General features: G+C 61.5%; 12 protein-coding genes and 2 tRNA genes. 11 read left to right on the top strand and 3 right to left on the bottom strand.

The genetic code is table 11. The annotated features are described in order from the left end of the window. The first annotated feature begins 36 nt into the window (after positions 1-36). Genes KSW38_RS08165 through KSW38_RS08155 form a run of 3 tightly spaced genes read left to right on the top strand, consistent with a single transcriptional unit; the run spans position 37 to position 7,297 of the window. Entirely contained in the window at positions 37-453 is a 417-nt protein-coding gene (locus KSW38_RS08165) for an MGMT family protein (protein WP_216924077.1), read from the top strand. Then, complete coding sequence (locus KSW38_RS08160; RefSeq protein ID WP_216924076.1) at positions 450-3,767, top strand: ATP-dependent helicase; 3,318 nt, start codon at positions 450-452, stop codon at positions 3,765-3,767. Before KSW38_RS08165 ends, KSW38_RS08160 begins: the two co-directional genes overlap by 4 nt. After that, positions 3,764-7,297 carry an ATP-dependent helicase gene (locus KSW38_RS08155; RefSeq protein ID WP_216924075.1) on the top strand — a complete coding sequence of 1,178 codons (3,534 nt, stop codon included), beginning with the start codon at positions 3,764-3,766 and terminating at the stop codon, positions 7,295-7,297. The genes KSW38_RS08160 and KSW38_RS08155 overlap by 4 nt, the downstream gene beginning before the upstream one ends. A gap of 24 nt (positions 7,298-7,321) precedes the next feature. Here KSW38_RS08155 and KSW38_RS08150 read toward each other — a convergent pair whose 3' ends face one another. Beyond that, entirely contained in the window at positions 7,322-8,638 is a 1,317-nt protein-coding gene (locus KSW38_RS08150; protein ID WP_216924074.1) for a macrolide 2'-phosphotransferase, read from the bottom strand. Positions 8,639-8,817: 179 nt separating this feature from the next. Between KSW38_RS08150 and nudC the strand changes: the two genes are divergently transcribed. The 3 genes from nudC to KSW38_RS08135 are packed head-to-tail and all read left to right on the top strand — an operon-like array spanning position 8,818 to position 12,580. After that, positions 8,818-9,807, top strand: coding sequence for an NAD(+) diphosphatase (nudC, locus tag KSW38_RS08145; protein WP_216924073.1), 990 nt, complete (start codon positions 8,818-8,820; stop codon positions 9,805-9,807). Further along, on the top strand, positions 9,804-11,936 hold the full coding sequence (locus tag KSW38_RS08140; protein WP_216924072.1) for an ATP-dependent DNA helicase UvrD2: 2,133 nt from the start codon (positions 9,804-9,806) through the stop codon (positions 11,934-11,936). The genes nudC and KSW38_RS08140 overlap by 4 nt, the downstream gene beginning before the upstream one ends. Next, on the top strand, positions 11,936-12,580 hold the full coding sequence (locus tag KSW38_RS08135; RefSeq protein WP_216924071.1) for a M48 metallopeptidase family protein: 645 nt from the start codon (positions 11,936-11,938) through the stop codon (positions 12,578-12,580). The genes KSW38_RS08140 and KSW38_RS08135 overlap by 1 nt, the downstream gene beginning before the upstream one ends. Before the next feature lie 46 nt (positions 12,581-12,626). Here the strand turns inward: KSW38_RS08135 and KSW38_RS08130 are convergent, their stop codons facing one another. Then, complete coding sequence (locus KSW38_RS08130) at positions 12,627-14,078, bottom strand: zinc-dependent metalloprotease (protein WP_216924070.1); 1,452 nt, start codon at positions 14,076-14,078, stop codon at positions 12,627-12,629. A 211-nt stretch (positions 14,079-14,289) separates the two neighbouring features. On the opposite strand from KSW38_RS08130, the gene KSW38_RS08125 reads away from it, so the two are divergent. The 5 genes from KSW38_RS08125 to KSW38_RS08105 all read left to right on the top strand — a co-directional run bounded on the left by KSW38_RS08125 (position 14,290) and on the right by KSW38_RS08105 (position 20,058). Further along, positions 14,290-15,426 (top strand): YlbL family protein, encoded by a 1,137-nt coding sequence (locus tag KSW38_RS08125; RefSeq protein WP_216924069.1) that lies wholly within the window; start codon positions 14,290-14,292, stop codon positions 15,424-15,426. Between the two features lie 130 nt (positions 15,427-15,556). Then, entirely contained in the window at positions 15,557-18,541 is a 2,985-nt protein-coding gene (locus tag KSW38_RS08120) for a UPF0182 family membrane protein (RefSeq protein ID WP_216924068.1), read from the top strand. 205 nt (positions 18,542-18,746) lie between these two features. Then, positions 18,747-18,820: transfer RNA gene (locus tag KSW38_RS08115), tRNA-Met, on the top strand. 222 nt (positions 18,821-19,042) lie between these two features. Then, a tRNA-Met gene (locus KSW38_RS08110) sits at positions 19,043-19,116 on the top strand. A gap of 144 nt (positions 19,117-19,260) precedes the next feature. Further along, positions 19,261-20,058, top strand: a complete 798-nt coding sequence (locus tag KSW38_RS08105; RefSeq protein ID WP_216924067.1) for a GntR family transcriptional regulator — start codon at positions 19,261-19,263, stop codon at positions 20,056-20,058. Between the two features lie 101 nt (positions 20,059-20,159). Here KSW38_RS08105 and KSW38_RS08100 read toward each other — a convergent pair whose 3' ends face one another. Continuing rightward, positions 20,160-20,948: a PspA/IM30 family protein gene (locus KSW38_RS08100; RefSeq protein WP_216924066.1), complete on the bottom strand. Its 789-nt coding sequence runs from the start codon at positions 20,946-20,948 to the stop codon at positions 20,160-20,162. Positions 20,949-20,990: the final 42 nt, after the last annotated feature.

Raw genomic sequence — 20,990 nt, 5'->3', positions numbered from 1 at the left:
ACTGGGCACGACACTCCTGCGGCTACGCTGGAGCACATGCGGATGGAGTATGTGACGGCGGTGCTGGCTGTCGTGGACCTTGTTCCGCCCGGCGCGGCCGTGTCATATGGCGACGTCGCTGAACTCCTTGGAGCCGGCGGACCCCGGCAGGTGGGGTCGGTGATGAGCCACTACGGCAGTTCCGTAGCTTGGTGGCGTGTCCTGCGGGCAAGCGGGGATGCACCGCCCGGCCATGAGGCAGAGGCCCTGCGCCATTATGTGCAGGAGTCCACGCCCCTGCACGGCGCCTTTGAGGAATTCCTGCGGACGGGTGAGGGCCGCTGGCGCGTGGATCTCGGAGCTGCACGATGGGCGCCAACCGATGCTGAGTTCGATCGAATTGATGTGATCTCGGACCAGTTGGAGCGTCAGCTCCATATTTTGTCGGTGCCCGATGATGAAATGTCTGTGTGACCGCAACAGCTACCAAAACCCGCCAAGCCCCGGCAGCACTCCGTCTGCTTCCGCCGCGCGAGATTCACTACGCGGCGCCTGACCTGTCTCCGGACCAGGATGCGGTTGTGTCAGTCAGGCAAGGAGGCGGACCTGTTCTGGTTCCTGGGGGCCCGGGCACGGGAAAGTCCACCGTGCTGGTCGAATCCGCGGTCCGCCGCGTTAATGAAGACGGCGTGGATCCCGATCGGATACTTATCCTCGCTCCTGGGCGGCACGCCGCGGCCGCCTTGCGGGACACCTTCACCGGCCGCCTGGACAGAAGCCTCAGTACGACGCCGGCACGCACCTGGGCGTCGTACGCCTTCGACGTCATCCGGCGGGCCAAAGCGGAGGGCGTCCAGCCGTTGCCCCGGCAGCCCAAGCTCCTGTCCGGACCAGAACAGGATCTGATCATCAAGGAGTTACTGGAGGGCCATTCCCGCCCTGGGCATCAGTTGCCCTGGCCCGAGGACCTCTCCGCAGCACTGCCTACCCGTGGCTTCCGCCACGAGATCCGCCAATTATTTGACCGCATTATTGAGTCCGGCCGCACTGCAGAGGACCTCGTGGGGCTCGCCTATGAATGCGGGCGTCCGGATTGGATGGCAGCCGCCGAGCTCTACAGTGAGTATCGGGATGTTTTGGACCTCCGAATGCCCGAGGCCTTTGATCCAGCGGGGATCATCACCACGGCACGCCAGATTTTTCAGGACTCGCCCGCTTTCCTCGCCGCTGAGCGCGACCGCCTGCAGCTGATTCTCGTGGACGATGCCCAGGAATCCAATCCTGCCGTGTTTGAACTCCTCGCGGATATTGCCGAGGGCAAGGATGCCGTAGTTACCTATTCGCCTGACACCGTGGTGCAGGGCTTCCGCGGAGCGCGGCCGGACCTTGTCGCGGAGCTGCCCCTGCTTCTCGAAGGAAGCCACGGGGTACTTGAGCGGCCATTGTGGACCACGCACCGTCATTGCCCAAAGGTGGCGCAGGCCTGGACAAGGGTTGCCGCACGTATCTCCCAACGATCCGGAGGCCAACGGGCCAGGCGCCTCGAACAGCCGGAGTCCCTCGAAGGCGTTCAGGAAATCAGCAACGGAGGGCGGGTGGAAGGGCATGTGCTGCCTTCTCCCGTCCATGAGCTCCGGTATGTTGCACAGCGGATTCTGGAAGCGCAGCTGCGCGACGGCCGGGACTTCGGTGATATTGCGGTCATCGTCCGCAATGGTGGACTGATCTCGCAACTCCAGCGCTACCTCAGTGGACAGGGAATTCCAGTGCGCGTTCCTGTGGCGGATTCTGCAGTCCGGGATGAGGTGGCCGTCCGACCCCTCCTTGAAGTCTTCGCTGTCATCCTTGATCCGGCCAAGCTCACTCCTGAAACCGCTGTTTCCCTCCTGACTTCGCGCATTGGTGGAGCCTCCGCCATTGAGCTCCGCCGCCTCCGTCAATCACTCCGGCGCGAGGAGCTACTTGGCGGCGGCGGACGTTCCAGTGACGCTTTGCTGGTGGAAGCGTTGCTTGAACCGGGAGCGCTGGCTTCGTTGGGGATTGAAGGGAACCCTGCCCGACGACTCGCACGGATGATTGCTGCGGGCACCGCCGCCGCAGCCGAGCCTGGGGCCAACGCGGAATCCGTCCTCTGGGCGCTATGGCACGCCACGGGGTTGGCTTCGCGCTGGACTGACGCTGCGATGGAAGGTGGGAGTGCGGGGGCCCGCGCCGACCGCGACCTTGACGCCATGATGGCGCTGTTCCACACAGCGGAGCGATTTGTGGATCAACTGCCCGGCTCCGGCCCGGAACAGTTCCTCGATTACTTGTTGAACCAGGAACTTCCGATGGACACCCTGGCGGCAAGGGCCAAGCTTGAGGAATGCGTGGAAATCATGACGCCGGCCAGCGCCGCGGGCCGCGAATGGCCTGTGGTGATCGTGGCCGGCCTGCAGGAAGGTGTCTGGCCGAACACCCGTCTACGCGGGGAACTCCTGGGCAGTACCCTGTTTGCGGACGCCGTGGAGCATGGAGTTGACTACGCGCTGGGCCGCGGCCCCCTCAGCAGGCTGAGGGACATTCGCTACGACGAACTCAGGAGTTTCTCCACTGCGGTCTCACGCGCCAAGGAGGTGCTCATCTGCACGGCTGTCTCCTCCGAGGACGAACAACCTTCGGCCTTCCTGGATTACGTCGCACCGTTGGCTTCTGGCGAATACCGGCGCGATTACACCCCGGTGGATCGCCCGATGACTCTTCGCGCGCTTGTTGCTGAGTTGAGGCAGCATGTTCAGGCTGACGATCACGACGCCAAGAACGAATCGCCCACCGCGCGCGAAGCAGCACGTGTGCTGGCCCGTCTTGCCTCTGTTGATCCACCCGTGGCCGGGGCACATCCGGATACATGGTGGGGCTTGGCGCCCTTGAGCTCCGAGGAAGCGGTTGTGCCTCCAGGAGGAACTGTGTCGGTATCGCCATCCAAGGTGGAGTCTGTTCATAAGTCCCCACTGGATTGGTTTGTGCAAGCGGCCGGGGGAGAAGCTGCTACTGACTTCGCACGGAGCCTTGGCACGCTGGTCCACAGCATTGCACAGGAACTGCCGGACGCAACAGGCGCGCAGTACGTTGCGGAACTTGTTCGCCGCTGGCCCACCCTTGGCATGAAAGACAATTGGGAAGGAAAGCTTGATTACCAGCGTGCGGAACTGATGGTGCGCAAATTGGCCCAGTACGTACTCATCATGCGCAGCGAAGGCAGGAGCCTGCTCGCCGTGGAGCACGACTTCGAAGTCCAACTTCCTGACGTCCACCTACGTTCTGTACGTCGGGACGAGGATGCGGATGATTCCGCCGCCACCCGGCACGCTGTGCTTCGCGGACAGGTTGACCGCTTGGAAATCGACGCCGAAGGCCGCTTGGTGATCGTCGATCTCAAGACCGGGAAACGCCAGCCGGGCAAGGCCGAAGTAGCCAGGCACCCTCAGCTGGGTGCGTACCAGGCAGCGGTGCTCAAAGGTGCATTTGAGGAAGCGGGCACGCTTGGGGAGTTTGGCAAACCTGTTCCAGGTGGCGCCGTTCTCGCGCAGCTGGGAACCAAGGCCAAGAGCCCCGGGGTTCAACAGCAGGATCCGCTCGAGCCCGACGACAACTGGGCAGAGGCTTTGGTCAATGAGGCCGCGGAACTCATGGTCGGCGCAACGTTCGAGGCCCGGCATGATCCGAGCAAAGCGGGACACGGCGGACATGGTTGCCGTCTGCCCGATGTTTGCCCACTGTGCGCCAGAGGAAAGCAGGTCACTGAATGACTACCGAACTTCTTGAAGGATCCGGGACAAGGGATGCCGGAATCCTGCATGTGGAGTCCGGGCTGCCTGTTCCCAGATTCTCCCCGTCGGAGTTGGCAGACATTCTTGGCGAAAAGAACCACCCCACCGCAGAGCAGGCAAGCATCATTGCTTCCTCACTTACGCCACGGCTTGTGATTGCCGGCGCTGGCTCGGGAAAGACCGCCACCATGGCAGACCGCGTTGTGTGGCTCGTGGCCAATGGCTGGGTCCGGCCGGAGGAGGTCCTGGGTGTGACATTTACCCGCAAGGCTGCTGGCGAGCTGGCCAGCAGAATCCGGACAAAACTGGCCACCCTCCAGCGCATAGCGACCGAGGACGACGGCAGCATTGGCTTCCCGGAGGGGCTTCTGGGTGCCGACGACCTCGAGCCCAAGGTGTCCACGTACCATTCCTACGCGAGCGGAATTGTTTCGGACTATGGATTGAGGTTGGGCATCGAGCGGGACGTCGTCCTGCTGGGTGGGGCCCAATCGTGGCAGTTGGCAAGCGAGGTTGTTGAGGCCTACGACGGCGAATATGAGCATTTCACCGCTGCAAAGTCGACGCTCGTCAATGCCGTCATCCAGCTGGCCGGCGAGTGCGCGGAACACCTGCAGGACCCCGCCACTGTCCGCGACTGGGTGCTGGAACGCGTTCAGTCCTTCGAGCAACTCCCTTACATGGCCGGTGCAAAGAAGAACCCCACGCAGGCGGCAGGGGAACTGGCTTCCATGCTGCGCACCCGGGCCAGCGTCGCAGATATGGTTCTCCGGTACCAGGATGCCAAACGTCAACGGGGAGTGCTGGATTTCGGTGACCTCGTGGCACTCGCGGCCCGCATTTCGCGGGAAATACCGTTGGCTGCGGCCACTGAGCGGGCACGCTACAAGGTGGTGCTGCTGGACGAGTTCCAAGACACTTCGCATGCTCAGCTTGTCTTGTTTTCGCGCCTTTTCGGCCAAGGTCATGCCGTCACCGCGGTAGGGGACCCGAACCAATCGATTTACGGATTCCGCGGCGCCTCGGCGGGACAGCTCTTCCACTTTGTGCAGGAGTTCCCCGTGAGGCACAACGACCAGGCATCTGGCGGAGATGCCTACTCCGTGGCGCCAACGTCCTACCTCACCACGGCTTGGCGCAACGGCAGGAACATCCTCCAAGCGGCCAACACTATTGCCGCACCCTTGAACAAGGCGGCAGCTGCCGACGGCCCCGCAGGGGAGAGGGACACTGCAAGTGGCGTTGCGGTTCCGCCCCTGGTGCCAAGTCCGTTCGCGGCCGAAGGCAGCGTTGTTATCGGTCGGTTCAGCACAGATGAAGACGAGGCTGGCGCTATTGCCCGCGACGTCCGGCGCTACCAGAGGACCGTCTTCGAAGAAGAGAAAGACGGTACTCCTGTTAAGCCAACCATGGCGGTTCTTTGCCGGCGACGTGCGCAGTTGGAATGCCTTCGGAGGGAATTTGAACTTCAGGGAATTGCCTATGAGATCGTCGGCCTCGGCGGTCTGTTGGACACTCCGGAGATCGTGGACTTGGTGGCAACGCTGCGGGTCCTGGCTGATCCTGGCCGTTCCGATGCGTTGATGCGGCTTCTTGCCGGAGCCCGATGGCGCCTTGGACCAGCGGACCTCATGGCCTTCAACGATTGGTCCCGTTTTTTGGCCAGGCGAAGGTCAGGACCAGGGAACACTCTTGAGGTCGCCGACGAGGACCCGGCGGCTGTGACGGTGGAAAGCGACATCACTGACGCCGCAAGCCTTGTGGAAGCCCTGGACTTCCTGCCGCGGCCGGGATGGACATCCGGACACGGGAGGACGCTGAGCCCTTCAGCCCTGGAACGATTGACGAGGTTGTCGGAGGAATTGCGCTCCCTTCGCACCTACATCGGGGATGACCTGACAACCTTGCTCGGCGAGGTTGAACGTGCCATGTTGCTGGATATCGAGGTAGCCGCAAAGCCTGGCGTCAGCATCCACCAAGCACGCCGAAACCTGGATGCCTTCCAGGACGCAGCAGCCGGATTCCTGCAGACTTCCCAGCGGATAGATCTCCTGGCATTCCTCTCCTGGCTGGAAGCCGCAGCCTCCGAGGAAGGTGGCCTGGACATTGCACCTCTTGAAACCAATCGGGAAGCAGTCCAACTCCTGACAGTCCACGCCTCCAAGGGGCTGGAATGGGACGTCGTCTTTGTCCCGGGGCTCAACGCAGGTTCCTTCCCCAGCAACAGGGACTCCCGATGGAGCAGCGGCGCAGCCGCCTTGCCATGGCCGTTGCGGGGTGACCGGGCTGATCTGCCGCAGTGGGATCTGGACCACAACGACCAAAAAGGGTGGTTGGACGCAGAGAGGGACTTCAAATCGGATGTTCAACATCATGGCGAAGCCGAGGAACGCCGGCTTGCGTACGTCGCCTACACTCGGGCCAAGTTTGTTTTGATGGTGTCCAGCTCAGCGTGGAACGGGTCCAGATCCGGTATGGCAGGGATGTCGTCGTTCCTTTCCGAACTGGCGCCACTCGCGGGAGTGTCTTCCTCGTCCGGGGACGCCCGCGCTGTCGGGACTGGGCGGAGCGTTGTTGTGGTCCACCCTGAGTCAGTAGCCGAAGAATCACTGCCCGATAACAGTCCGCTCACCGCCACGTTGGAAGTGGCTCAATTTCCGTATGATCCACTCGAAGGCCCGTCCGATCCCCGCACCGGAGCCCGCATTAGGCTCGTTCCCGGCCGCCGTGCCGCCATGGACCGGGCGGCAGCCCGTGTGCTTGAATTCATGGAGGAATGCGCTTCTCAAGCATCACCGGAAGCTTTGACTGGCAACCCGGGGCGGTGGTCACACGAAGCCCAGCTGCTCCTGGATCGCCGGCTCCAGGGAAAGCTTCATCAGGACGTGCACTTACCCAGCCATATTTCGGCGTCCCTGTTCGTTGACCTTGGCGCCGATCCTGCAGCGGTGTTGGCCCAACTGCGCCGACCCGTACCCCGGGAACCAGGCATTTCGGCCCGAAAGGGAACAGCTTTCCACGCCTGGGTGGAGGAGTACTTCGGAACAACCGGCATGTTGGACATCGACGAAGCACCTGGCTCGGATGCCCATATCGACGAAGCGTACGGCTTGGATCACATGGTTGAAGCGTTCAAGCAGTCCGAGTGGGCGCATCGGGCTCCAGCGTTTGTGGAAGTGCCCGTGGAAACGAAGATCGGTGACGTGGTGGTCCGCGGACGTATCGACGCCGTTTTCCGCGACGCGGACGGGCGATGGCAACTCATCGACTGGAAAACAGGTCGCCGGCCTGCAGGCAAACAGCTTGCAGCGAGGGCCGTGCAGTTGGCTGTGTACCGTCTTGCCTGGGCGCGGTTGAAGGGCGTTTCCCTGGAGGAAGTCAGCGCGGCGTTCTATTACGTTGCGGAGGATGCTGTGGTGCGCCCGCATGACTTGGGCAGCGCCGAGGAACTCGAGCAGATCATCGCCAAGGCCCTCAAGAGCGATCCCGCAAGTGAGGCCTCAAAGTAGAAGGAGTCCTGGAGAAGCGCTGGTCTAGGAACGCCCGCCGGCATGCAGCGGTGTCACAGTGACAACATTCAAAGCTGCAGTCGACGCGTCATCCTGAGGCCGGGAGGTGGATTCTTCCGCCAGCTTCTCAGACGCGCTTCCAGCATCCGCGTCTGATGCTGCTTCCTTGTCAGGCGCTTCCTTGTCAGCCGCTTCCTTGTCAGGCGCTTCGGCGTCAGGCACTCCGGCGCGGGGGACTTCCTTCGACGATGTGGGCGGTACGGGCGTCACTGAGACTGGCGTCCCGGCGTCGGGAATCGCCACGACGGTAACGGCAGGCTGCCGGGCGTTCGTCGAGTGATTCGAGGCCTCCTGTAGTGCTGCGCCTTCTGCCTCGGCGTCAGCTGCTGCTGCCTGTTCGGCGGCCAGGGCGGCCTCGTCATGCCGGGCTTGCTCTTCGATGTCGTCCGCGAGGGACTGCAGCATCGATACTGCCTCGGTCGTCATGTCCTCGTGTCCAACGGCCATTGCCTTCACCAGGTACTGGGCCAACGCGAATTCAGCCAGCAAAGCGGCCCGTCGAAGCAGATGGGCGTCGGGCGTGTCCCGGCGCGCCTCGGTATACCGGCTCAGCACGGCCTCAACAAACGAGGCTTCGTTGGACGCCACCAGCCACGCGAAATCATCTGCTGGATCACCGATGCGGAGATCAGTCCATCCTGTCAAGGCCGTCACAGTATCGTCCTGGACCATCAGGTTGTCTTCATGGAGGTCGCCATGAACCACCGAGGGGTTGAATCGCCATAGTGCGACGTCCTCGAGGGCATGTTCCCAGCGACGCAGCAAAATTGCGGGAATCTTGCCGGTAGTGGCCGCCTGGTCCAATTCGTTGAGCTTGCGCTGCCGAAACTCGTTGGCCGAGTAACTGGGCAGATCTGCATTGTTGACCAGTGCCAGTGGGAGGTCGTGGATGGCCGCAAGGGCATTGCCAATATCACGGGCCAAAGCCGGACTGCCGGCGGATAGCTCGTCAATGGACAACGTGGAACCCTGCAGATGGGCGTATACGAACGTTGTGAGGGCGCCCTGCCGGACTGTGCCGGCGACGGTTGGCACATGGAAAGGAAGCTCGGCACGGATGGCGGGCGCGAAGGCGCGCAGGACCATGAATTCCGTTTCGAGACGGGTACTGGCCTCGGGATGACGCGGCGAACGGACGCGCCAGCGCTTGCCTTCCGCGTCGAGCAACAACGCCGAATCGAAGTCGGCGTCGTCATCGGGGGAATAGGCTGTAGCCGTCGGTGCCAGTCCGGGCACCGCCGCGGTTGCTACAGCGGCCAGTTCGAGCGGTGTTCTTCTCACGTCTTCCACGGTAGATTGAGTGGCGCCTATGGCCATGATGCAGTGCGGCGAGTCTTCAGATCCGCACGAAAACAAGGCAGAAGTGGATCATCGGTCCGTTCACCGGCCGGCAGTGCCACGATATGCACATGCGGCCGATCCAAATGTTCTTTGTCGGTGCGAATCAGTACGGTAGATACATGAGTTATGCGGAGTCTCCGGCGCTGGCCAACCACTTGATGGAAACTGTTCTTCCAGTGCGCCCGGCGTTGGTGGACCGAGGCTCAAATGAGCGCATGAAGCCTGGCATGGTTGAGGACCTGATCGTCTCCGGTGAGGCCAAGGCCATGGTCATTTCCCAACGCAAGGCGCTGGTGAGCAGGGACGGCCTATGGTTCGGGGACGCTGGTCCACTGTGGGCTGCCCTCGGCGAAGCAAAAGCCGGCGCTTTGACTGCTATCTACCTGGGTACAACCTTGCGGCCTTCGTCCGTGGCCGAGGGTACTCCTGTTTTGCTGTTTACAGTTGCTGAGCCGCCTTTGCCCGGGACAGCTCTGATCCCTTCCGATACGCAGTTGGCCGGGTTCCGGGAGGTTGCCGGACGTCTCGATGCTACTGACACCGCCTTGTTCATCGAGGCGAGTGCCATCTCCAACTGGCACGCGACACATACCCATTGCCCGCAGTGCGGCACGCCAACTGATATTGAATCCGGGGGCTGGGTACGGCGGTGTCCCCAGGACAACTCTGAGCACTATCCGCGCACAGACCCGGCGATCATCGTTACTGTCGTTGGCCCTGATGGCCGGCTTCTGCTGGGTGGCGGCGGGCCTGCCGACGCCCGGAACTACTCCACCCTGGCTGGATTTGTTGAACCCGGGGAATCGCTTGAGCAGGCTGTTGTCCGTGAAATCGGCGAGGAAGTAGGTGTCCGCGTTACAGCGTGCCAGTATCTCGGTTCGCAGTCGTGGCCCTTCCCTGCCTCGCTCATGTTGGGCTTTACGGCGATAACGAACGACGCCGTTGCCCGCCCCGACGGCGTCGAGGTCACCCGCGCGCGGTGGTTCAGCCGGGAAGAGTTGCAGGAGGCCGTGTTGAGTGGCGACATCACCATCTCCACGCGCCTGTCGATTGCGCGCTCGTTGATTGAGCATTGGTACGGCGGCGTCATCGAAGACCTCCAGCCGTGACAGGAGGAATTTTCGACGTCGGTGGCTCACTTGAGGAGCGAGTCCTCAGCGGCTTGGATGATGAGCAACGTGAAGTAGCCAGCACTCTCACTGGCCCCCTGTGCGTACTTGCAGGTGCAGGCACAGGCAAGACCCGCGCCATCACGCACCGCATCGCCTATGGAGTGCACTCGGGGGTTTACTCACCGCAGAGGCTGCTGGCAGTGACCTTCACAGCCAGGGCGGCGGCCGAAATGCGGAGCAGGCTTCGGGATCTTGGCGTGGCCAATGTCCAGGCGCGGACTTTCCATGCTGCGGCCCTGAGGCAATTACAGTTCTTCTGGCCGCAGGCGATCGGCGGTACCCTGCCCAGCCTGCTGGACCACAAGGCCAACATGATCGCTGAGGCCTCACGCAGGCTTCGGCTCAGCACTGATCGCGCGTCCATCAGGGACTTGGCTGCAGAGATTGAATGGGCAAAAGTCTCTATGCTCACCCCTGCCAACTACCTGGAGAATGCACAAGGACGCGGGACTCCGGGAGGCTTCGACCTCACGGCTGTGTCCAGGGTGTTCCAGGCGTACGAGGATATTAAGACTGACCGCAACGTCATTGACTTCGAAGACGTCCTGCTGATTACGGTCGGGATCCTCCAAGAGGATCCCAAGGTGGCCGCGACGGTCAGGGAGCAATACCGCCACTTCGTCGTCGACGAGTACCAGGACGTTTCCCCGCTTCAGCAGCGGCTCCTGGACCTCTGGTTGGGTGGTCGTGACGAATTGTGCGTGGTGGGCGATGCCAGCCAGACGATTTACTCCTTTACGGGAGCCTCACCCAAACATCTCTTGAATTTCAAGGCACACTACCCAGGCGCCACCGTGGTCAAGCTCATCCGTGACTACAGGTCTACGCCACAGGTCGTTAAGCTGGCCAATGATCTCCTCGGGTCCCGCCGAAGTGGTGGACCGGTTGCCGATGCGGCGTGGGCGCCTCCGCTCAAGCTTGTCGCCCAAAGGCCGGCCGGCCCGGAACCGCGGTTCATGGAATGTCCCGACGACGAAGCGGAAGCGGCGGTTGTTGCAGGCAGAATCCAGGAGTTACTCACCACGGGTGTCAAGGCTAGCGAGATCGCCATATTGTTCCGCACCAACGGGCAATCCGAAGCTTACGAGCAAGCGTTGGCGTCGGCGGGGATCGGTTACCAACTTCGCGGCGGAGAGAGGTTCTTCGCCCGCAAGGAGGTCCGGGATGCCATCCTGCAACTGCGTGCGGCAACCAGGGCTGTGGCGGAAGGCCCCCTGGAGCCTTTGGGCCAGATTGTCCGTGACATCGTTGCCTCCCTTGGCTACAGTGAATCCGCGCCCCACAGCGGGGGAGCCCTTCGCGAGCGTTGGGAATCCCTGGCCGCTTTGGTGGCCTTGGCTGATGAGTTGTCAGTCAGCCGTGGAGAGTCTTTCACCTTGGCTGAGTTCGTCAACGAGCTCCAGGAACGTTCGGTGGCCCAACATGCTCCCACAGTTCAGGGTGTAACGCTTGCCTCCCTTCACGCAGCAAAGGGCCTTGAATGGGATGCCGTCTTCCTGGTGGGCCTCAGCGAAGGACTCATGCCTATCTCCTTCGCGGACACACCGGAGGACGTGGACGAAGAACGCCGACTGCTGTACGTCGGGATCACTCGTGCGCGTGAGCATCTGAACCTGTCGTGGTCTTCGGCGCGCACTCCTGGTGGCCGCGCCAACCGCAAGCCCTCGCGCTTCCTCGATGGACTCCGGCCGGATTCGGTAGCGTCTGCGAACGCCAGGAGCCGGGCAGGTTCCACCCGCCGCAAAGCTGCCGCGCCGGCGTCGTGCAGGGTGTGTGGAAGCATGCTTGCCTCCGGAGCCGAGAGGAAGGTGGGTCGCTGCAACCAATGCCCGCCCACGTATGAGGAACAGACCTTCGACGCCCTGAGGCAGTGGCGGCGCGATGAAGCGCAATCTGCCGACGTTCCCGCCTACGTTGTCTTCACTGATGCCACGTTAACCGCAATAGCCGAAGCCCGGCCGGCGTCGCTGGAGGAATTGGCCGGACTGGCGGGGGTAGGGCCCTCCAAACTCGAGCGTTACGGCGAAGCCGTCCTCGCAGTCCTCGCCGAGAGCACCAACCTCTGATGCCGCGCTCAACAGCCGGCCAGCCGGACGTTCCTATGCTCACCGACGACGGCGCTCCGGTAGTCGTCAGGCGCTCAGCCCGGCGCCGGCGAACGGTAGCTGCGTTTTGGGAAGACGGTAATGCCGTTGTCGCGATTCCGGCAAGTTTTACCAAATCGCAGGAGCGCGAGTGGGTGCGGCGCATGCTTGCGAAGCTGCAGAGGCAAGGGGAGCGTCGAGCGGGTAAACCAGATCGGCGCAGGCCTGCAACGGACGAGGCACTTGCCCAGCATGCAGCGCACCTTTCGCGCACCTACCTCGGAGGACGGGCGGTTCCGACGTCGGTCCGCTGGGTGACGAACCAGAACTCACGGTGGGGCTCGGCCACTCCAGCGGATGGAACCATCCGGCTTTCGAACAAGCTTCAGGCGATGCCGCAGTGGGTGATCGACTACGTGCTCCTGCACGAACTGGCGCATTTGTTGGTAGCTGGACACAACGCGCAGTTTTGGCGCTTGCTTGAGGCCTACCCGGAGACACAGCGCGCCAAAGCATTCCTGGAGGGGGTCGCGTTCGCGACATCCCGTGGGATTAGCGGTGATGGGATTAGCGGTGACGCCAACCAATCTGCTGGAACGAGCGCTGGCACGGAGGCAACGGGCTAGAGACGACAATGGCCGCCATGAAAATCCATGGCGACCATTGCTGAGATCATGTGGACGGTGACTTCGGGTCTGCGCTGCCCGAGTCGGGCCCGGTGTCGTCCTGGGAGTCTTCGTCCTCCGGTTCGGCGTCCTCCGACACAGCGTCCGCAGGCTCATCGTAGCCACCGCTCAAGAGCTTCTGCAGAGCATCGTCAACTTCGGTGTCGCTGGCCTCGGCGAGCCTGCGGCGTTCGGAGAAGCCCTTGGGATCGTCCAGGTCTTCACCGGTGGGCAACAGGTCAGGGTGGTGCCAGATGGCATCCCTGCCTGCAATACCGCGTTCTGCCTTCAGGGTTGCCCACAGGGTAGCGGCCTCCCGAAGCCTGCGGGGGCGCAGTTCCAGCCCCACAAGCGACGAGAAGGCATGTTCGGCAGGACCGCCAGTGGCACGCCGACGACGGACGGTTTCGCGCAGGGCGGTAGCCGAGGGCAGTACCTTTTCCGTGGCTTCAGCAGTGAGCTCATCTACCCAACCCTCCACGAGGGCAAGCGCTGTTTCGAGCTTTTCGAGAGCGGCGGTCTGCACCGGCGTCCGCTCCGGAGTGAAGACACCCTGGGACAAGGCTTCCTGGATTCCTTCAGGATTGCCCGGATCCAGATCCCGCGCGAGATCCTCGATTCGGGACATGTCGATGTGGATCCCTCGTGCATAGGCTTCGATGGCGCCCAGCAAGTGGCCGCGAAGCCAGGGGACCTGAACGAACAACCGGGCGTGGGCTGCCTCGCGGACGGCGAGGAAGAGCCGGACATCATTTTCGGGGAGGCTGAGTCCTTCGCCGAACTTGGCGACGTTGGCCGGCAGCAGAGCCATCTCCAGGTCAGCCAAGGGAACACCAATGTCCGTGGAGCTGACTACCTCGGCCGAGAGCGCGCCTATCGCCTGGCCCAATTGCATCCCGAATATGGCGCCGCCCATGTTCTGGAGCATTGACGAGGCACCACCCATCATGGACTTCATTTCCTCGGGCATCTGCTGGGTCAAGGCATTGGACAAGGCATTGGCGATGCTGTTGGCAACTGGCTCAGTCAGCCGCTTCCACGTTCCAAGCGTTGCTTCAACCCATTCGGCGCGGGACCACGCACGGCCGATAAGTCCGGTGGCGGAAAGATCTGTCACCGGATCCAGCCATAGTTCCGCTAGCCGGAGTGCTTCATCGATGTCCCGGGCCTGCTGGGCGTTCACCGAGGGATCGCTCCCGGAAGCCGCAACGCGTCGTGCGTTCTCATGGGCCAGTTGCCAGTTCACCGGGCCCTCGGATGTTGAGCTCATCATGGCCTGAACCTGTGCGAACATTTGCTGCAGGAGCTGGGGATCGTTGGGCAGCCCCGCGGCCTTGGCCAGTTCGGCGGGATCGATGTTGCCCATGCCTTGGCCGCCCATCAGGTTCTGCAGCATTTCCGCCAGCGGGTCCTTGGGCGTCTCATCGTCATCTGACGGGTTGTTGGGGTTGGAAGTCATGGTGCCGCCGATCGTCGAACTGGCTGGTGATCACTTTCACCGTACCGCGCGGTGGGAAGGCTGTCTGCCTGTGTGCGGCGTCGTTCGCTGTAGGCAAAGCATCCCCACAACGTCCGACCGCGTAATGTGGATGTTTGGTATGTGCCCGTCGCCGCGGCCAGCGGCAGGAGCCAAAATGCCGGTTTCGCAATGCCGGTAAAGAGAGGCCTCAATGCTTACTTCGCCCAGCCCGGAGGGCTCGCTCGATCCGCGTCAAACGCCCGACGCCGATTCCTCCCCGGAATCTCCGGAACCTCCCGGCAGCGGCCGGTACATGATCATGGTGGTTTCGGGACTGCTGGCACTCGGACTTGGGATCGGGGCGGCTGCTTTGCCGGTTCCCTACGTTGTTGAGTCTGCCGGACCGACGTTTAATACGTTGGGGCAGGATGGGGACAAGCCGGTCATCAGCATTTCGGGACATGAGTCCTTCCCGGCCAAGGGGAACCTGGACCTGACGACGGTAGTGATGGCGGGCGGGCCGAAGACTCCTGCAACTATTTTTGAGGTCTTTCGGGCGTGGTTGGACAAATCGAAAGCCGTTTATCCCGAGGAATTGATCTATCCCAAAGGCACGACGGCGGAGGAGACGGTCCAGCAAGGCGAAATTGCCATGGAGACTTCGCAGGAAAACGCTGTTGCCGCAGCGCTGCGGCAATTGGACATCCCTTTTGAACAGAGGCTCAAGGTGGCGGGCCTGTCGGATCCGTCACCTTCAGTGGGGAAACTTCAGGAGGGCGACCGGTTGACCTCCATTAATGGAAAGCCGATCTCCTCCCTCAGCATGGTCCAGGCTGAACTGGCAGCCGGAAACGGCACCCCGGCGGTCCTCGTCGTGGACAGGAACGGTTCTGCAGTCACGGAAACGATAACGCCCACCAAGAATCCGGCTGGCCGCTATGTCCTGGGCATCCTCCTGGGCAGCGACTTCACTTTCCCGTTTGAGGTGAAAATTTCCTTGGACAATGTGGGGGGTCCAAGCGCAGGAATGATGTTTGCCCTGGGCATCGTGGACAATCTCACGCCGGGGGACCTCACAGGAGGAAAGCACGTGGCCGGGACCGGAACCATCACCGCCGATGGAGCAGTGGGAGCCATCGGCGGCATTGCGCAGAAGATGATTGGAGCGCGCCAGCATGGAGCCACGATGTTCCTGGCTCCGGCCGCGAATTGCGGCGACGTCGTAGGGCACGTTCCTGATGGCCTGCAGGTGGTGAAGGTGGAAACCTTGGCCGATGCCACCGCGGCAGTGGAACGACTCGGTTCAGGACAGGACACGGCGGGCCTTCCCACCTGCACCAACAACTAGACTGGCGGTGGAACTTAGCTCCACCGCCACTCGTGGCATATATGACGGACTCCGCCATCGCCCAGGGGCAGAGATCGTCGAACACACGCACACCGACTTTTAACTGACGACCACCAATGAGGTACAGAGTTTGTCCCGTCCCGCCAGCTCCAACCCGCCCGGAAGATCGCCGCTGAGACGAGGTGCCCTGACTCCGACGCTCATCGTCGTGGCAGTGGCCGTCGTTGGATTCATTTTCTTCGCCAATGTATGGACAGATGTCCTCTGGTACCAGCAGCTCGGCTTCTTCGAAGTTTATGTCCGTGAGAACCTCGCCCGGATCGTCACGTTCCTGGTCGGTTTCGCCATGATGTTCGCTGCCGTCTACTTCGCCATCAGGATCGCGTACCACGCCCGGCCGGTCTATGCTCCGGATGCTGAGTCACGTGACAAGCTCAACCGCTACCAGGCCCAGCTTGAGCCTGTCCGCCGCGTCGTCATGGTTGGCCTTCCCATCCTGTTCGGGCTCTTTGCCGGCAGCGCCGCGGCAAGCCAGTGGCAGAAGGTCCTCCTCTTCTTCAACCAGGAGCCCTTCGGCCAAACGGATCCGTTGTTCAATCTGGACATCAGCTTCTACCTGATGTCGCTCCCGTTCCTTGGCTTTGTCACCGGATTCCTCATCAGCATCGCCGTAGTGGCTGGCATTGCCGGCATCCTCACGCATTACCTGTATGGAAGCATCCGGCTCATGGAGCGTGGTGTTTTCACCAGCCGTGCCGCCCAAATCCACATTGCCGTAACCGGTGCATTCTTCCTGTTGCTCCTTGGCGTGAATTTCTGGCTGGACAGGTACTCCACTGTGCAGAGCTCATCCGGACGGTGGGCAGGTGCGCTGTATACGGACGTCAATGCCGTTGTGCCCACCAAGGCCATCCTGGCGGTTGCTGCGGGCTTGGTTGCGATCCTCTTTATCATTGCTGCGGTTATTGGCCGCTGGCGCCTGCCCGTGATCGGTACCGCGATGCTGATCATCACAGCTATCTTGGCTGGTGGCGTCTACCCATGGGTAATCCAGCAATTCCAGGTGCGCCCTTCGGAGAACACCCTGGAAAGGGAGTTTATTGACCGCAATATCAAGATGACCCGGGCAGCCTACGGCTTGGACAAGATTGATGTCTCCGCCTATAACGCCACAACAACGGCTACAAGCGGAGCTTTGGCAAAGGACGCGCAGACGGCGGCCAACATCCGCCTGCTGGACCCGAACCTCATCTCCTCGGCGTTCGCCCAGCTTGAGCAGTACCGTCCGTACTATCAATTCCCGCAGACGCTGAATGTGGACCGCTACACGGTGGACGGCAAAGTACAGGACACAGTAATCGCTGTTCGCGAGCTGAACCCTGATGGCCTGAGCGCAAACCAGCAGACCTGGGTCAACCGGCACATCGTTTACACCCACGGTTATGGTGTGGTCGCCGCGAAGGGCAATAAGTTCACCGTTGATGGCAAGCCGGAATTCCTGCAATCAGGCATTCCGTCCAACGGCGTTCTCGGCAATGACACCACGTACGAACCCCGCATCTACTTCGGCGAGAACTCTCCTGAATATTCGATCGTTGGCGCTCCCGAAGGTGCCCAGCATCGCGAACAGGACCGCCCAGCGGGACGCGAAGGCGGGGGAGAGACGCAATACACCTTCACCGGCAACGGCGGACCCAATGTAGGCAACTGGCTCAACCGCATTCTGTACTCCATCAAATTCCAGTCCTCGGATTTGTTGCTTTCGGACGGCGTGAACGAGAAATCCCAGATTCTCTACGACCGCAATCCCCGCGAACGGGTTGAGAAGCTCGCTCCCTACCTGACCGTGGATGGCAACGCGTATCCGGCCGTCGTGGATGGTCGGGTGAAGTGGATCGTTGATGGTTACACCACCAGCCAGTACTTCCCGTACTCCCAACCCCAGCAGTTGCAGAACGCGACCGTTGATTCGCAGACCAGCGCAGGCCGGACGGTGACACTGCCCAACAGCTCGGTGAATTACATCCGCAACTCGGTCAAGGCCACGGTTGATGCCTACGACGGCTCGGTCACGCTCTACGCCTGGGACGACCAGGATCCTCTCCTGAAGGCTTGGCAGAAGGTGTTCCCCACCACGATCAAGCCCTACAGCGAGATGTCTGGCGACCTCATGAGCCACGTCCGTTACCCCGAGGACCTTTTCAAGGTCCAGCGTGAACTTCTGGGTCGCTACCACGTCACCAACCCAGACAACTTCTATCAGAACAACGATGCCTGGAGTGTTCCGAACGACCCAACGGTCTCGGAAGCAGTCAAGCAGCCGCCGTTCTACATGTCTTTGCAGATGCCAGACCAGGAGAAGCCTGCGTTCCAGCTGACGTCTTCGTTCATCCCACAAACAGTCAACGGCAATGCAAGGAATATCCTCTACGGATTCCTGGCCGCCGACTCCGATGCCGGGAATGTCAAGGGTGTTAAGGCGGACAGCTACGGCAAACTAAGGCTGTTGCAACTTCCAACGGACACCCAGGTTCCTGGCCCCGGACAGGCGCAGAACAAGTTCAACTCGGATCCCACCGTTTCCCAGGCGCTTAACTTGCTGCGTCAGGGCGCTTCGGACGTTTTGAACGGCAACCTGCTGACCCTGCCCGTCGGTGGCGGTCTACTCTACGTCCAGCCCGTCTACCTGAAGTCAACAGGCGAGACCTCTTACCCCACCCTGCAGCGGGTCCTCGTGGCATTCGGTGACAAGATCGGCTTTGCAGCTACCTTGGATGAGGCCCTGGACCAGTTGTTCGGCGGTAACTCCGGTGCCAAGGCTGGCGACTCTGAGAACAATGGCCAGACGCCCGCAACACCCCCTGGGACCACAACGCCTCCTGCCGGCCCGACCGATGCCAAGGCTGACCTCAAGGCTGCTCTCGACGACGCCAACAAGGCAATCCAGGATGGCCAAGGAGCTTTGGCAAAGGGAGACTTTGCCGGTTATGGCCAGCAGCAGGCGAAGCTCTCCGATGCTCTCAAGAGGGCGATCGACGCTGAAACCCGGCTCGGCATAACGCCCGAACCGACAGCTACACCCAGCGCCACACCGTCGCCTTCACCGAGCAGCTAGTACCCGGTGAATGTTTGACGCCGCATGATTAGAAGGGCCGTTGTCCTCTCCTCCTGGAGCGGGCAACGGCCCTTTCGATTTAGAGGAGCCCCTCGGGCAAGCGGTCTGCTGGGCGTCCGGGGGAGCGATATTGACGGGGGGAGATGCACGTCACGTCGCCAGGATTTGGTCTGTCATTCACCGGACGGTAATGTTGTTCTTGCGACGCGGGGTGGAGCAGTTCGGTAGCTCGCTGGGCTCATAACCCAGAGGTCACAGGTTCAAATCCTGTCCCCGCAACTGGAGAAAAGATCCGGATCAGTATTTACTGGTCCGGATCTTTTGTTTTCCCCGGGTGTTTGGGCCGGAGTTGACGCAGGGTCAGGGGCAGGCTCGGAAGGTCGATTTCGCCGCAGAGCCTGGCGACCATTTGCTGGCCAACCCCAGGGCCGTGATCTGCAGCACCTTCAACCCATTATGGTCATAAGCACCCTGCCTGGTGCGGTAGAGTTGTTCTTGCGACGCGGGGTGGAGCAGTTCGGTAGCTCGCTGGGCTCATAACCCAGAGGTCACAGGTTCAAATCCTGTCCCCGCAACTGGAGAAAGGTCCGGATCAGTTTCACTGATCCGGACCTTTTGTTTGTGCGGCACAGGCCCGGCCGTGCCGGTGTTCGCGTTCAGTGCCGGTGCTAGCATCAAATCCGGAACGGCTGCACGCCGGGAATGGATGGGAAGGCCGGATGGTCAAGGAAGACTACAACCAGGGCCTGGATCGACACGCCCTGCAGAGGAACAGCCCTGTAGCGGTTTACCAGCAGGTTGCAGACGTACTGACGGATCAAGTCAGCCGGTTGGAACCGGGCGCACGGATCCCGACCGAAGAATCATTGATGGACGAGTACGGGATCAGTCGTACTACGGTCCGCAAGGCGATAGAAAGCCTTGTTGTGAAGGGGCTGCTTGTTCGCCGGCAGGGCAAGGGAACTTTCGTCATGGCCCAGCGTCCGGTACGGATGCTGAACCGCCTGGCGCCCTTCATGGAGACGTTCACAGCGGCAGGAATGAAGACTGTCAAAGGCCTGATTGAATACAAATGGATGGAGAAGGATAGGTCGGTGCCAGCCAAGCTGGTATCCGATGACAACCTTGTCCTCGTGATCCGTCGCTCCTATTCAAGCGGCGGTTGGCCCTATGCCATCGCGGAGATCTTCATTCCCTCGCACATTGGCCGTCACATCAGCCTCGCGGACGCCGAGCGCAATTCCATCTACCAGGTGATCCAGGACCGGACATCCAAGCCCCTCCAGCGTGCTGAAATCAACGTCACGATGCACGCCCCGCCGGAGCACCTCGCTGATGCCCTGAATGTCCGCGAATTTCCCATGGTTCCGCGCTTGGAAAGGACCACGCTGGGAGCACACGGTGAAGTCCTGGAATGCACTGTGACATATTTTCACCCAAAGGGCTTCGAAATTCGTGCTGAAGTGGCCACAGATGCCAGCCCCAGCCAGGATCCATTGGAGGCCTCCCCGCTGTAGGCAAAGTTCTGCACAGAAAACGAAATGGCCGGACCCCGAAGAGGGATCCGGCCAGTTTTCATGGTTCAGGCAACATCAAAGGGCTGCCATGCCCTACGTTGTTAGAGCTTGTCGAAGTCGGTTTCGTCGATGGTTGCACCGCTGGAGGCAGGGGCACCGGCCCCGATCGCAGGCTTGCTGCCGCCGGACTTCAGAGCTGCCAGACGCGCCTCAATTTCGGTCTGCTCCCCAAGGTCTTCCAGCTGGTTGAACTGGGCGTCCAAGCTGGATGCAGCAAGTTCCTGCTGGCCCAGGACCTTGGCCTCCTCGCGACGAATCTTCTCTTCGAAGCGGCCAACTTCACTCGTGGGGTCCATGATGTCGATGCTCTTCAGGGCATCGTGCACCTGCGACTGCGCAGCAGCGGTCTTGGAACGGGCCACGAGTTCATTGCGCTTGGCAGTGAGTTGGTTGAGCTTGTTCTTCATTTGGTCAAGCCCGCTCTTGAGCTTGTCCACAACCTCAGTCTGGGACGCAATGCTGGGCTCGGCGGCCCTGGCTTCGGACTCTGCCGTCATTTGGCGTTGGATGGCAACCTTGGCCAGATTATCGAATTTCGTGGCATCCTCGGTATCCCCGGCAGCACGGTATTCGTCGGCCTTGCGTGACGCGGCAAGGGCTTTGTTGCCCCAGTCTTGGGCGTTCTTGACGTCTTCGTTGTAGTCGGCCTGCAGCATGCGGAGGTTCCCGATGGTCTGAGCCACTGCGGACTCGGCCTCAGCAATGTTGTTCGTGTAGTCGCGGACCATCTGGTCCAGCATCTTCTGCGGGTCCTCAGCCTGGTCCAGCAAAGCGTTGATGTTTGCTTTGGCGAGCTGCGAGATCCGACCGAAAATGGACTGCTTAACCATGGTGTTGCCTTTCGTCCTGCTCAGTGGAAGCCACTGAAATCA

Origin of the sequence: Paenarthrobacter aromaticivorans, from assembly GCF_019038615.1 — a bacterium.
GTDB classification, from domain to species: Bacteria; Actinomycetota; Actinomycetes; order Actinomycetales; family Micrococcaceae; genus Arthrobacter; species Arthrobacter aromaticivorans.
The sequence above is the reverse complement of the archived record's forward strand: the minus strand, read 5'-3'. Positions and strand labels throughout refer to the sequence as shown.

Coding starts and splice junctions, on each gene's coding strand:
- KSW38_RS08165 (WP_216924077.1), top strand. CDS start 37: ATGCGGATGGAGTATGTGACGGCGGTGCTGGCTGTCGTGGACCTTGTT.
- KSW38_RS08155 (WP_216924075.1), top strand. CDS start 3,764: ATGACTACCGAACTTCTTGAAGGATCCGGGACAAGGGATGCCGGAATC.
- nudC (WP_216924073.1), top strand. CDS start 8,818: ATGAGTTATGCGGAGTCTCCGGCGCTGGCCAACCACTTGATGGAAACT.
- KSW38_RS08135 (WP_216924071.1), top strand. CDS start 11,936: ATGCCGCGCTCAACAGCCGGCCAGCCGGACGTTCCTATGCTCACCGAC.
- KSW38_RS08130 (WP_216924070.1), bottom strand. CDS start 14,078: ATGACTTCCAACCCCAACAACCCGTCAGATGACGATGAGACGCCCAAG.
- KSW38_RS08125 (WP_216924069.1), top strand. CDS start 14,290: ATGCTTACTTCGCCCAGCCCGGAGGGCTCGCTCGATCCGCGTCAAACG.
- KSW38_RS08105 (WP_216924067.1), top strand. CDS start 19,261: ATGGTCAAGGAAGACTACAACCAGGGCCTGGATCGACACGCCCTGCAG.
- KSW38_RS08100 (WP_216924066.1), bottom strand. CDS start 20,948: ATGGTTAAGCAGTCCATTTTCGGTCGGATCTCGCAGCTCGCCAAAGCA.